The sequence below is a fragment of the Lentzea aerocolonigenes genome (assembly GCF_000974445.1).
GTDB classification, from domain to species: domain Bacteria; phylum Actinomycetota; class Actinomycetes; order Mycobacteriales; family Pseudonocardiaceae; genus Lentzea; species Lentzea aerocolonigenes.
On record NZ_BBOJ01000006.1, the window covers coordinates 215,040 to 228,887 of the forward strand.

Consider the following 13,848-nt stretch of genomic DNA (forward strand, 5'->3'; position numbering starts at 1 on the left):
GGACGGACCCGTCCGGTCGTGGTCCCGCCGAGCTTCGAGCTGGTGCGTGCTGGTGCGTGCTGGTGCCCGACGATGGTCAGGCCAATGCGGCGATGACCTGATCAGCGCTGACGGGAAGGGAGAACATCGGGTAGTCGAACGTGATCGCGTTGTCGTGTTCGGCCTGTGAGGTGGCGGCCACGCAGTCGGTCAGCGTGATGACGCGGTAGCCGTTCTCGTAACCGGTGCGCATGGTCGACTCGACGCAGCAGTTCGTCAGGAACCCGCCGAGCACGATCGTCGTGATGCCCTTGCTGCGCAGCATGAAGTCGAGGTTGGTGCTGGCGAACGTGTCCAGCCCGCGCTTGCCCTCCACCACGATGTCGCCGTCCTGCGGGGCGAGCTGGTCGGTGATCGCCGCGCCCCAGCTGTCCTTCACGAACGCGTTACCGTCCACGACCCCCTTCAAGATTCCGTACGGGTGCGCCGAGATCTCGTGGTAGCCCTGCGCGAACGTGATCGGCGCATGCATGATCGTCGCCCCGGCGGCCCGGGCCGCGGACACGACCGCGATGGTCTTGTCGAGCATTCCGGTTTTGTCCATCACCTCGGACACCGCGCCGTGCAGCACGCCGCCCTCACTGGTGAAGTCGTTCTGATACTCGATCAGCACCACCGCGGTCGTCTTCGGGTCCAGCGTCAGTTCGCTCATCCGCTCATCGAACGTCCGCGACGCATCTGCGGCAATCACCGGACCGGGTGTTCAGCACCTCCTCGCGTTGTCCACCCAGCAGCGCGCACCGCGCCATCAAACTCCGGGTGCCCGGTAGTCCGGAACCTTGGCCCGCGCCTCGTCCATGTCCGCGGCGGTCAGCAGCGGGGTTGTGCTGAGTTCGACACTGCCGCTCTGGTTGACCGCGAGCGAGATCGCCGCGGCCGCCGAGACATCAGCGTCGATGAGGACGATCACGTCGTCCTGGCCGTAGGTGAAGTAGAACGCCTCGACCTTCCCTCCGACAGATTCCATGAGGGTGCGGATGTAGGCCTCACGCGCGCCGAAGCCCTCTTTGACCAGCCCCTGGTAGCCGGCCTGCGTGTACCTGCCGTGAATCAGGAATTTCGCCATGGTGCACCTCGTCGTTCCCCAGTCGTTGCGGTGCTCCCCCGCTGAAAGGTAGGTCCGCCGTCGACTGATCACCACTCGAACGGGTGAACACCGAAAGGCAGCGTGCCGGGCCCGCGAAAAGCCCCGCCTGGCCACCGGAACGGTGGCCAGGCGGGGCGGTCTGGCGGTGGTGTCAGAAGTTGAGCTGCCAGGCGTCGAGGTAGCCGGTGTCAGAGGTGCGGTAGACGTCCTGCACCCGCAGCTTCCAGGTGCCGTTGGCCAGCTCGGTGGAGGCGTTGAGGGTGTAGGTGACGTTGAGGTTGTCGGTGGTGTCGGTCAGGGAGGCGTTGCGCAGCCGGTAGGCGGTGCCGTCGGGGGCGAGCAGGTCGAGCTGGAGGTCGCCGCGGGCGGTGTGCTTGATGTCGACGGTGATCTTGAGGGTGGTGGGGGCGTTGCCGGTGCGGCCGGTGACGGTGATGGGGCTGGTGATCGTGCCGGTGCCGGGGATGGAGACGTTGGTGGTGTTGGCGAACACCGACGGAGCCGGAGCCGGCGCGGGGGTGGTCTGGGTGGTGCCGACGTGCAGCAGCGTGTTGGGCGAGCCGGTCTCGGCGTTGCGCACCAGGCCGGTGGTGGCGGAGCCGACCAGGGCCGCACGGACCTCGGCGGGGGTGGCGGCCGGGTTGGCCGCCAGGTGCAGGGCCGCGGCGCCGGCGACGTGGGGGGTGGCCATCGAGGTGCCGGACATGGTGCCGGTGGAGGTGTCGGAGGTGCGGGTGGAGGAGGTGATGGACACGCCGGGGGCGAACAGGTCGACGCAGGTGCCGTAGTTGGAGAAGGAGGCCTTGGTGTCGGTCTTGTCCACCGCGCCGACCGTGATGGCCTCGCTCACGCGGGCGGGGGAGACGGTGCAGGCGTCCTGCTGCACGCCTTGGGCGTTGCCGTTGCCGGCGGCGACGGCGTAGGTGAGGCCGGAGGCGATGGAGTTGCGCACGGCCTGGTCGATCGCGGAGTTCGCGCCGCCACCGAGGCTCATGTTGACCACGGCGGGCTTGACGGCGTTCTGGGTGACCCAGTTGATGCCGTTGACGATCTGCTCGCTGGTACCACTGCCCTGACAGCCCAGCACCCGCACCGCCACCAGCTTCACCTGCTTGGCCATGCCGTAGGTGGCGCCGCCGACGGTGCCCGCGACGTGGGTGCCGTGGCCCTGGCAGTCCTGACCGTTGTAGCCGTCACCCACGGCGTCGAACCCGACACGGGCCCGGCCACCGAACTCGGCGTGGCTGGTGCGGATACCGGTGTCGAGGATGTAGGCGGTGACGTTGCCCGCGGTCGTGGCGTAGGAGTACTTGCCGTCCAGCGGCAGGGTGCGCTGGTCGGTGCGGTCCAGGCCCCAGGTGGCGGCGGTCTGGGTGTCGGTCATGCGGACCTCGGTGACCGGCTGCACGTAGGCGATGCGCGGGTCCGCGGCCAGCCGGCGGGCCTGGGCCTCGGTCATCTCCACGGAGAAGCCGTTGAGCGCGGAGGACCAGGTGCTGCGCAGCCTGCCGCCGAACCGGCCCGCGAGCTCACCCGCGGCACCGGTCGTGCCGTCCTTGAACACCGCGATGTAGCGGCCGCCCACGACCGTGGCACCGGGCACCGGCCGGATCTCGCCCTCGGCCGCCGAGGCGCTGGCCACGCCACCCGCACCGAGCAGACCCAGCACCGCGATACCGAACGTCGCCGCTGCCGCCACCACACGCGTTGTGATCACTGAGACTCCCTTGTGCACATCGACCGCTTCGATGTCACAAGGTTCAGAGCCCGCGGTAGCGCGACCCGGTCGTGTTCGGTTGCCCTACGGTTGCGGCGAATTCCACCCGCGAGCCGCGTTCCTGCACCTCTCGGGGCAGTAGAACTAGGCCTCGGTCAACCTGGTGAAGCCGACGGTGTGCCGCGGGTGGCTGGTCACCTGCACGCCGTCGAGGCCGTGGTTGATGAACTGTTCCGCAAACGGGTTGGGCGGGCCGTAGATCTCGATCGCATCGAGCTCGGCGTACTCGAACGACTCCCGCACGCGCTCGCCGAACAGCTTCAGGTGGTACTCGAACGACTCCGCGTCCGGGTGCACCTGGATGACGACCGAGGTCGTGCGGTCCTCGGACTCCCATTGGTTGAACGCCAGCAGCCGGGGCTCCTGCTCCATGACGTCGGCGAACATGTCCGCGCACCAGTCTCCGTAGGCCTCCGCCTTGCCCAGCCGGATCCGGGACTTGCTGATCACGATGAATGGACCGGACATCGAGTGCTCCTCGTGGTCGTGTTCGTTGGCCGGCTTCGACGCTACGAGCGGGTCCGAACCGAGGACATCTGTCAGACGACGTACTCCCACCGGGTCCGGTCACGCTTCGAGGAGGCCGGTACGTCGCGCGAGACCAGCGACCTGCGCTCTCCGCGTCGCGCCCAGCTTGTGCAGGATGCGGGAGACGTGAACACCTGCGGTGCGAGGGCTCATGACCAGGATCTGGGCGATCTCGGCGTTGCTGTGCCCGGCGGCGAGAAGGGGCAACACCTCCATCTCACGCGCGGTCAGGCCTGCGACGAGGGACGGCTCCTCGCGCACCGGCCGACTCGGCCCGAGTGGAAGGCGGGCCCTGGTGGCGAAGCGCTCGGCAGCACGCGCCAAGGGCAGCGCACCCAGCCGGGTCGCGGTGTCGTGGGCCCGTCCCAGCTGCGCGGCCGCCTCGGCACGACCGGACCGGTCCGCCGTCAGTGCCCACGCCAGGCGCCAGCGGGCACACGCCTCCCGGTAAGGATCTCCGGCGACCTGCCACGCCTGGACAGCGGCCTCCCACGGCGCGGCCGACCGCTCCCCGCAGAGTCGGCGGAGCTCGGCCTCACAGGTGGCGACGAACGCCCGGACACGAGGGGCCGGATGCGGACGGACACTGTTCAGCCGCGTGGACAGACCGCCGTGAACGCCGGCGTCTGGAACTGAACCGTGCCGTACTCGCTGCTCGGCACGGTCGGCCTCGGCCCGGCACAGCACAGCGAGTGGCTCCGCGGCTTCGTACGCGTCCACCGACCCGAGCTGGACCGCCTCCCGGGCGACCGCGACAGCCTCGTCGACGCGTGCCTCCCACAGCAGCCGCTCGGCGCGGCCGACCAGTGCCGCCGCGAGCGGCACCGGCTGTTGCGGCGCACGCGCGGTGAGCACGCGGGTCCGTTCCAGTGCCTGCTCGGCCGCGACCAGGTCACCCCGAAGTGCGGTGAGCCGTGCCAAGTACCCCCACGAGAACAGCGCCGGCACACCGGTGACGTGGAGGCGGCCCACGTTCAACTCGAGTTCCTCGACGGCCTCGTCCCACCGGCCGGTCTCACCGAGGAACTCCGCGAGCATGTAGCGCGGCGCTGCCTCCATGCCCGATGCGAGTCCTTCCGCCGCGGCCGCGCGCAGGGCGGTGCGGAGGTTCGGTTCTCGCTCGGCGTCCCGCCCGCGCCGCTGTTCGCTGATGTTGAGCCACAGCCGGCTGAACACCACCCGTTCCCCGGCCCCGACCGCGGTCGCCAGGCGGCACGACTCCGCCAACGCCGCGTGACCGGTGCCGGTGCCGAGCCAGGCGATTCCCTGCGCGAGGTGCACCTGCCACCGCACGCCCGGATCGTCGACGGTCTCACACGCCGCGAGCGCCTCGGCGACCAGCGGCTTCGCCTCCTCGGAGCGGAAGCTCTGAGCCAGGTGCCAGGCGAGGCCGGACAGCACCGTGGCTCGTACCGCCGCCGGCGCGTCGGCCGGCAGCACGCGCACCGCCTGCTCGTACGCCGCACGCGAGCCGTGGCCGTCTCCCGCTTCCCAGCGGTAGCGCCCCAGCCGCTCCCAGCGCAGAGCATGATCTGCCGGGGTGCCCCCTCCCGCTACGACTCGCAGCTCCGTGAGTTCTACTGCTCGGGCGAACATGCCGGCCCGGTCCGCCGCGTACGCCGCACGGCGAAGCAGTTCATCTCGCGGGCCGCACGTCCGCCGTGCGGGCGCACCTAGCTCGGGCCATGCGTCCACCACCCGCTCGTAGTGGTGGTGCGCCGCAACGGGCGCGTGCACCAGCTCAGCCTGCTCGGCCGCGGCCATGCTCGTCACCGCGACGCGCTCGCGATCCCCGGCCAGGTGCCAGTGGCCCGCGAGGACTGCGGGGTCGACGGTTCCCCTCGAAGACAGCAACTCGGCGACTCGGCGATGCAGCTCTCGGCGCCTGCCCGGAGGTATCTCGTCGTACGCGGCTTCACGAAGCAGGTCGTGCCGGAACCGGTATCCCTCCCTGTCGACCACCACGAGATCGGCGTCGCGAGCGCGGCCGAGCACGTCCGCGACTCCCGGCAGGTCGACGTCCAGGGCGTCGGCCACGAGCATCTCGTCGCAGTGTCCGGCCACAGCCACGACCTGGAGGGCTGCCGCCACCGCGCCCCCCTGCTCGGCGACCCGGGTCACGAAGATCGCGCGCAGGTGGTCCGGCAAGCCGGTGCCTCCCAGCGCCAGCACCTCCTCCACGAGGAGTGGGATGCCTCCGGTCCTCCGGTGCAGGCTCGCCGACTCCAGGTAAGTCGGCCGCGCCCTGGTGATCGCGACGGCCAGGTCCCCGACCTGCGCCGGGGTGAGCGGCTCGAGCGTGAGCCAGGTGATGGGGCCATCGCGGGACAACGCATCGGCGAACCCGCTGAGGTCCGCAGGGGACGCCGAACGCTCAGAGCGGTATGTGCCCACCATGCCCAAGCGCCCACCGAAAGGCTGAGTGAGGACGTAGGTCAGGGCGTCGCGAGTTGCGCGATCGGACCAGTGCAGGTCCTCGACGACCAGGATCAGAGGAGCGCGCGCCGACAGCCCGGCGAGCGCCGATCCCAGGGCGTCGAAGAGCTCCTGTCGGCTCACGGCGTGCTGGGAGGCGAGCATGCGCAGCAGCGGAGCGTTCGACGGGAGCGCTGCTCGCAGGCTCGTGACCAGCGGGGCGTACGGCGTGCCTTCGACCGGCACACAGCGGCCGATCAGGGTCCGCGCCCCCTCCTCGCGCCACCGGCGCGACGCCTCCGCGATCAGCCGCGTCTTCCCCATCCCGGCTCGACCGCTTACCAGTGCCGTCGCGGCAACGTCCGGTCTCAGCGCGTGAACCAGCTCGACCAGAGCGGCCAACTCGGGCTCGCGCCCGATCATCACCGGACTGGCCACCCGCGGCCGGGCCACCGGAGCCATGGACGAAGTGTGCATTCCCACCGCCGGGACTGCTCAACGTCCGCTCACCCCGCCGAGCGTGTGCGCAGGCCTCAGAGAAGGCAGAGCCGATGGGCCTTGGGAGCAGCCCGCGTGGACCGCGCCGACCTGCAAGAGCCGTGAGCCGGCCCAGCCCGTCCTACTCCTTTCCCGGTTCCGTTCGCACCGGACGTCAGGAGGGGCAAGGCCGAACGCGCCGTCCGTTGCGCGGGTCGTCAAGGGCCCGTGAGACTGGCCGGATGCCGTGTGGTCGTGACCGGCAGCGCGCAGTGATCGGGGCGCCTCAACGACCGGCACCGGGCTCGGTCACCGGGTCTCCGCGCAACTCCGCGAGGCCGTCCGCGACGCGGACCTGGCCGGCGTAGCCGAGCTCGGCGCGGGCACGTGCGTCGGAAACCGTGCACGCGCTGAGGACGTCCAGCAGGAGGGTCCGGCTGAGCGGAGGTTCGCCCGGCAGGGGCAGCAGGCGCCACAGCACGTCGCACGCGGTCGCCGCCGCACTCGCGACCGGACGGGGCATCGTGCCCGTCGGCGCGGGCACACCCTGCGTGTCCAGCAACGCGGTGATGAACGTCCGGAACTCCATCGGCTCGCCGTCGGTGAGGAAGTAGGCGGCGCCCGTCGTCCCGCGCTCGGCGGCCGCCAGCGCGCCCTCCACGACGTTGCGGACGTGACAGGTCGATGTCGGATAGCGTCCGCCGTCGACCCAGCGCAGTCGCCCGGACCGGGCCGCGGCGACGAGTGCCGGCAGCACGGTGCGGTCGCCCGCGCCCCACACGAGGCGGGGCCGGACCGCCACCGTCCGGAAGCCGTCGTCGCCCGCGGCGAGCACCAGTCGCTCCGCCTCGGCCTTGGTCTCGGCGTACGACCCGGGGTGCTGATGTGGATAGGGCTGGGTCTCGTCCACGCCGATCAGAGGCCGACGGCCGAGCACCACCTGTTCGGTCGAGAGGTGGACCAGCGCGGGGACCTGCTCGGCACGTGCGGCCGCCAGCACGTTCGCGGTACCGAAGACGTTGACCCGGCGAAACGCCGTGTGCTCGCGGGGACCGCCGCTCAGCTTGGCGGCCGCGTGCACGATCAGGTCGGCGTCACGGCATCCCAAGCGCAGGGCCGCGTGGTCGTCGAGATCGCCCACGACGGGGGTGGCGCCGCCGTCGCGAACCGCGTTGGCGGCGTTCTCGGAGCGGGCGAGCGCGGCCACGGTGTCGCCTCGCTCGCGCAGTGCGCGCAGCACCGCACCTCCCACGAAGCCGGATCCGCCGGTGAGGAAGACGTGCATGGGTCACCCCGTCGCGACTTGCAGGGCGTTGGCCCTGAACTGGGGACCGTAGACACTCCAGAGCTGCCCGAGGAAGAACTGGCCGAACTCGGTCAGCGCCGGGAGTGCCGTCGGGCCGTTGGTGCGGAACGTCGTGAGCTGGCGCAGGAAGTCCGCCTCCAGGATGCGCAGCACGCCCGCGCCGACGACCGGCGCGTCGGCTTCGTGCTTCTCGTCGACGTGCCCGGTGAGGACGCGGTAGTAGAGCGTCGAGGTGTCGGGCCAAATACGCAGCGGCGAGCCGGGGCGGATGTCCTTGAACCCGCTCAGCGTGAGCGGATTGCCGACACCGTCGGCGAAGTGCAGCCGGTACCGCATCGACCGCGAGTCCGCCGCGGCGCCCGCCGTGAACAGGTTGAACCAGCCCGCCTGCACCGGCAGTCGTCCGCCGAGCACGTCCGACTCCACGTATCCGGTCGCCTGCGCGACGTGGCTCGGCACGCGGATGAAGGTGTCGACGTCGTCGGTGGTGATGGTGAGGCGGAACATCAACGCCTGGTCCTTGGCCTTGCCCGAGGCGAGGCCACCGCGGAGGTCGGTCGCGGCGAAGTCGAAGAACCCCTTCATCTCCTCGGTGAACGCCAACGAGGTCGAACGCCCGGCCTGGGCGGGGGCGCGGATCACCACTGACCTGCGCGCCGGCACGGGCTGGCGGCGTGGTGCCCGCCGACGAGGCGCCTGTCGGCGCCGCTTCGGCTGCTGCAGGATGTGCTCGGCCATGCGATCGGCGTGGGCGGCGATGGTCAGCGACGGGTTCGCGCCGACCGGTCCGGGCATGGCGGCGCCGTCGGCCACGAACAGCCCCGGGTGGTGGAAGACCTCACCGTAGGAGTCGCAGACCCCCTCGCCGTCACCGCGGCCCATCGGGGCACCACCGAGCGGGTGCACGGTGACGATGCGCCGGAAGAACCAGATCGGGTTGTCGAGGAACCCGGCGCCGAGCGAGTCCGACAACTCCCGCATCGTGTCGCGGACCCGGCGGAAGTACTCCTTGCTGGTCCGGGTGCTCCACCGGATGTCGAGCATCCCGTCGCGCAGGCGCATCCAACCGTCCGGCACATCTCGTCCCATTCCCAGCAACGGCAACGAACCCGCGGACAGCGCACCGCTGCCGATCAGGCGCGAGACCTCCTTGCTGATGTTGGTCTGCGGAGACCGGCTCAGCAGGTTCAACGCCCACCTGGTGGCGAACTCGCCGAACCGGAACACCGAGCCGGTCAGGTCGGTCGACTGGAGCAACCAGTCGGTGAAGCCCGGATACCCGCCGTCCTGGAGGTAGAAGCCACGGCCTGTCCCGTCGGTGGCGTCGTCGACGCGCACCGCGGTCGTGATCACCGGGCCGAAGCTCGCGTCCAGCGGCGCGCTGACCTTGCCCGGTTCCGGCACGACGAACGTGAGCAGGTCGCCGTTGCCGGAGAACCGGCTGCCGAGGGTCGGGCTCAGACCGGTCAGCGCAGCCCTGTTGCGCAGCAGGAGGAACGTCGTGCCGTAGGCACCTGCGCCGAGCACGAGCCGGTCGCAGGTGATGCGGTGCACCGGCAGGCTGCGCGCGGGAGCGGGAGCGCCGTCGCCGTCGAAGTCGTGGCGGACGAACGCCACCGTGTAGCCGCCCTCGGGAAGCGGCGCGATTCCTCTTACCTCGCAACCTGTGCGCACGTCCGCGCCGTGGTGAGCGGCAGCGGACACATAGGTGTGGTCGAGGCTGTTCTTCGCCCCGTCGTTGCAGCCGATGTCGCACTCCCCCACCAGACGGCACGTCCGGCGCGGCACGCCGTGGATGTTGCCGTAGGCGGGCTCGGCGATCGGCAGTCCCATACCGGGTTCGGCGCCCAGCGCCGGGGCGAAGCTGACCGCGAGCGGAGGCAACTGCCAGTCCAGCCCGTTCCGTTCCGCGAACTGGATCATCGCGTGCGTCTTGCGGGTGGATCGGTGCGGTGCCGCGTCGAACGGGTAACGCGTGGCACCGAGCATCTTCTCGACGGCGTCGTAGTGCGGGTCGAGATCGGCCCGGGTGACCGGCCAGTGCTCGTAGCCGCCGCCGGGCAGCGGGTCCTCCCGGACGAACCACTTCTCGTCCTTTCGCAGCAGCACGTTCGCGTAGATCAGCGAGCCTCCCCCGAGCCCGCTGGACACCACCGAGTCGAAGCCGCCGAAACGCCACACGTCGAACAACCCGTGCAGGTCGGCACCGGGATCCCAGAACGCCTTGCCCATCTGGGCGGGCGTGCGCGGGAAACTCCCCGGCGGGTACGGCCTGCCCCGTTCGAGCAGGACCACGGACTGACCCGCTTCGGCCAGCCGGTAGGCGGCGACGGAGCCACCGAAACCGGAACCGACCACGACCGCGTTGACGTGTTCGACGCTCGTTCGCTCCCGCGGCCCGCTCAACCCACCGCCTCCTCGACCTGCTTGCGGCCGCGCGGAGTGCGCGTGTTGACCGCGGTGATCCGCTGTCCGCCGGGCTTGGCGACCTTCGCCTGCCCGTTGCGGCGCCCGACGGGCAACTCGCGGCCGCCGTAGAGCGCGTTCGGATCGAGTTGGGCGAGCTTGGTCGGGTCGGTGCTGGTCAGCGTGTGCAGATAGCGGAACGCACCGTGGGCGAGGCAGATCTCGTCCACCTCCGCGACCAGCCGGGCCGTCACGGCGCGTGTCATCTTCTCCGGCCGCACCCCGACGTAGAGCATCAGCTCGCAGAAGCGCCCCGGCTCCCGCTCCTCACCGGCGAGGCCCCACGCCTGCGGGCCGCTGAGGTAGCGCGAGCGGATCGACTTCACGTAGACGGAGATGAACGTGATCGCCCCGCTGCGGCGCCGTTCCTTCACGACGAGGTCGTTCAGCGCGTAGAACAGGTTCTCGTACCGCTCGACCGGCCCGAGCACGACGAACATCCGGGTGGGGTCGCCGACCGTCGAGTCGAGGATCTGGTCGGTGAACCGCTCGACGTTCTTGTGGTTGCCGTACCGCGGGCTCAGGATGATGCAGCCCATGCCGACGTACTTCAGCAGGTTGTCCATCGCCGCAGGAAGCCGGCCTGCGACGGCCCCGATCGCCTGCTGGTACCCGTAGGCAACGCGGTTCCACAGCGTCTTCACCGGATTCTGCGAGGTCGGGTGGTAGGAGGAGAACTGGCCGACGCGCAGGCTGAGGTCGCTGACGTCGCGGAGGCCGGGCACCTCGAAGTCGGCCCACACTCCGCGTTCCATGACCGCGTCACCCGGATTCCGGATCATGCGCGACGAGTAGCGCACGAACTCGTCGAGCGAGGTCGTGATGTGGCGCTCGTTGCGCAGGATCGTGCGGAACTTGTCCACCACCTCGACGGTCAGGGTCAGTTCGGTGATGACACCGTGCCGCCCGGTCCCGCCGAGCACCTTGAGCATCTGGTCGAGGTCCTGCTCCCGCCCGCATCGGTGCACCTCGCCCGTCCAGTCGACGTATTCGAGCGCGAGAACGGTGTCGAGAAAAATGCCGTGGCGGTGCGAGGCGGGGCTGATGCCGCCCACCGAGGCGAAGCCGGCCGCCGTGATGTGGTCGTGGTCGCCGATCACCTTCAGGCCGAATCCGTGTTCGGACAGCACCTCGTCGACCATCGCGAGCCGGGCTCCCGGTTGGACGGTGACCGTGAGGTCGAGCGGGTCGACGTCCAGCACACCGTTCAGCAGATCGGTGAGCAGGACCGTGCCGTGGTCGGGAGTCACCAGGTCGTTGCTGGAGTGGGCATGACCGCGCACGACCAGCTGGACACCCGCGTCACGGCATTCACGCACGGCCGTCACCACGTCCTCGGTGGTGCGCGGCAGGTAGACCTTGAACGGCGGCCGCGGCTTCATACCGGGGTCGGCGACCAGCGACCAGTCCTGGCCCAGGTTGGCGAGGGAGTCGTGACTGATGCCGTCGTGGCTCGTCGGCACGTACTTCTGGTGGTTACCGGGCTTCGTGCCCCTGCCGGCACCGTTCCTGCCTGCCATGGTCAGCTCCCCTGCCTCTTGAGGAATTCGAGCATCTCCGGGAACACTTCCCGGCTCACGTCCTTGCCCATGAACACGTCCTGGTGCCCGTAGCCGGGAAACACCCTGAGCTCGTGCCTGCGCGGCGCCACCTCGTTGAGCCGCTGCCAGCAGACGATGTTGGAGTCGGCGAAGACCCGGTTGTCGTCGCCGGTGGTGAGCAGCACCGGCGTCGTGATGTCCGCCGCGCCAGCCAGGTAGTCGTGGGGCAGACGTGCGTGCGCCGGGTTGTTGTCGTCGTATTTCACCGCCCGGCCCGCGTTGACCATCTTCGACACGTGCCGGTAGTAGTGCAGCCCGGTCGCGCCGTAGAGGTCACCGCCGCGGCGGTGCGTGACGGGCAACAGGTTGTCGTGGCTGTAGAGCGCGGGCCACCCGGTGCCCCACATGAGGCTCAGCATGTGGCACGCGGGAACATCGCACTCCCGGTGGACGAGATCGACCACTTTGGACAGCAGCCAACCGCGCGAGAAGCGCGGTCCGGACCCGGCCGCGGCATCGAGGTACGGCTGCCCCAGCACCCGTTCCACGAGGTTCGGCGCGACGGCGAGCTTGATCCGCGACCAGTTCGGCACCCGTGGCGTCAGCGCGGCGCTGTTGGCGATGACGCTCGCGATGTTCCCGACCACACCGCTGAAAAGGCTCATCATGAACGACACGGAACCCAGACAGTGCGCTATGACGTGAATCTGCCGGTCGTTACCGACGACGCGGCGCAGCTCGTCCAACGCCGCCGGATAGTCGTACAACGCGATGTCGTCCATGGTGTAGCGATGCATCGACCGGTTGTACGGAAGCCGGTTGCTCATCCGGTAGTCGAGCGTCCAGACGTCCGGAAATCCGTTGCCCAGCAGGTAAGAGACGAGGTTCTCGTGCTCGGGCATGATGAACATGTCGGTCGAGGTCGTCAGTCCGTGGATGACGAGGACGATGTCGTCGGACTCGTCACGGTGGAATCTGGTGAGGTGGAGCCCGAGACCGTCGGCTGTCGTGACCGGATGCTCGGTGATCTCGGCGTCCTGGACGCCGGTGAGGGTGAACAACGGAATCTCACGCTGCACGGCTACCACCGCAATCTTGGGAGAGAGTTGTTACGACAACGGGACGAGTTGCCGGCCGAACCGTCGGTCAGCGCCGGCGGCCGAGCGGCAGCGTGGTGACGCCGGCATCCACCCCCCTCGTCTCCGATGCCCCGTTGCCCTCGGCTCGCAACGCGTGCCAGGCGTCTGCCAGGGACTTGGCGATCGGGTCGATGACCCTGTCGTCGTTCCAGTACCAGGGGTGCGACATCGGACTCCAGGACAACCACCACGGCCCCACCGACAGCCGGCGATCCTCGGCGACCTGCCGGTCGTACCGGTCGTTCAACTGCTTCAGCGGGGAGCTGATGACGTCGTCGGGGGAGTAGACGTTCACCCACTCGCCCTTGATCCGCGGGTGGTGGTGGGCGGCGCGCGGGTGCGGGACGATCAACGGCGTGCCGCGGTCGGGCAGTCGGGCCGCCCACAACGCCATCGGGCTGCCGAGCGTGTACAGGAAACCGAGCGTTTCACCGCGCTCGACCGGACTGGAGCCGAGGCTGCGCGCAACCCGGCGGCCCTTCGACTTCCGCGGTTCTCCGTAGCAGCCCGCCTCGACTTCGAGGTCGTAGAAGAAGTTGCTGGCGACCACCGATCCCAGACTGTGCGCGATCACGCACAGCGGAGCCTTCTCACCGGCCTCGGCGGCCAGTTCGGTCAACGTTCGCGCGATCACAGCGTGCACCCGGTCGTAAAGCTCCCGCTCGGAGGAGTTGATCTGGTACGCGACCGCGTCACCGACGTAGTGGACCGCGAGCCAGCGCATCGTCGGAAAGCGGAAATCGCGAGCCCCTGGCAGGCGCCGGACCAGGCCGCTGAGAACCAGCGCCGCCAGCGCGAGGCCGGAGCCGGCGTCCGTGGCCGTGGCCCACCGGCTGAGCATGCGGAAGAACCAGGTGGCTCCGCCCCCGCCGAGCCGGTTCAGCAGCTCGTCGTGGCCGGCGTCCAGTTCCGGCGCCCAGAAAGCGGGTTTGAGGACCAGTGCTTCGTCCGGGTCGACCCCGGAGTAACGGGCAAAAGCCTTCTTCAACCTGGCCGTGGCGCCGTCGGCGAAGCGCGGATTGTTGATCTCGACACCGTGAACGAAGATCACAGCCAACTTGGTGGCAGTTTTG

The 13,848-nt window shown here is 69.8% G+C and carries 10 protein-coding genes; all 10 read right to left on the minus strand.

What is annotated here, in order from left to right; genetic code table 11:
• Positions 1-76: 76 nt before the first annotated feature.
• Entirely contained in the window at positions 77-691 is a 615-nt protein-coding gene (locus AOM45_RS13890) for a cysteine hydrolase family protein (RefSeq protein ID WP_030466706.1), read from the minus strand.
• A 96-nt stretch (positions 692-787) separates the two neighbouring features.
• A complete protein-coding gene (locus tag AOM45_RS13895) occupies positions 788-1,105 on the minus strand; it encodes a GYD domain-containing protein (protein ID WP_030466705.1) in 318 nt (105 codons plus the stop codon).
• 172 nt (positions 1,106-1,277) lie between these two features.
• Positions 1,278-2,843 carry a S8 family serine peptidase gene (locus tag AOM45_RS13900; protein WP_236703479.1) on the minus strand — a complete coding sequence of 522 codons (1,566 nt, stop codon included), beginning with the start codon at positions 2,841-2,843 and terminating at the stop codon, positions 1,278-1,280.
• Positions 2,844-2,987: 144 nt separating this feature from the next.
• Positions 2,988-3,371, minus strand: a complete 384-nt coding sequence (locus AOM45_RS13905; RefSeq protein ID WP_059362430.1) for a hypothetical protein — start codon at positions 3,369-3,371, stop codon at positions 2,988-2,990.
• A 99-nt stretch (positions 3,372-3,470) separates the two neighbouring features.
• Complete coding sequence (locus tag AOM45_RS13910; RefSeq protein WP_059362433.1) at positions 3,471-6,308, minus strand: helix-turn-helix transcriptional regulator; 2,838 nt, start codon at positions 6,306-6,308, stop codon at positions 3,471-3,473.
• A 301-nt stretch (positions 6,309-6,609) separates the two neighbouring features.
• Positions 6,610-7,608 (minus strand): NAD-dependent epimerase/dehydratase family protein, encoded by a 999-nt coding sequence (locus tag AOM45_RS13915; protein ID WP_030473899.1) that lies wholly within the window; start codon positions 7,606-7,608, stop codon positions 6,610-6,612.
• A gap of 3 nt (positions 7,609-7,611) precedes the next feature.
• Positions 7,612-10,035, minus strand: a complete 2,424-nt coding sequence (locus tag AOM45_RS13920) for a GMC oxidoreductase (RefSeq protein WP_035913991.1) — start codon at positions 10,033-10,035, stop codon at positions 7,612-7,614.
• Positions 10,032-11,615, minus strand: a complete 1,584-nt coding sequence (locus AOM45_RS13925) for an FAD-binding oxidoreductase (RefSeq protein ID WP_030473897.1) — start codon at positions 11,613-11,615, stop codon at positions 10,032-10,034. Before AOM45_RS13925 ends, AOM45_RS13920 begins: the two co-directional genes overlap by 4 nt.
• A 2-nt stretch (positions 11,616-11,617) precedes the next feature.
• The gene (locus AOM45_RS13930) at positions 11,618-12,715 is read right to left on the minus strand and encodes an alpha/beta fold hydrolase (protein ID WP_030473896.1); all 1,098 of its coding nucleotides are present in this window, start codon (positions 12,713-12,715) and stop codon (positions 11,618-11,620) included.
• Between the two features lie 67 nt (positions 12,716-12,782).
• The gene (locus tag AOM45_RS13935) at positions 12,783-13,826 is read right to left on the minus strand and encodes a hypothetical protein (protein WP_051784804.1); all 1,044 of its coding nucleotides are present in this window, start codon (positions 13,824-13,826) and stop codon (positions 12,783-12,785) included.
• Positions 13,827-13,848: the final 22 nt, after the last annotated feature.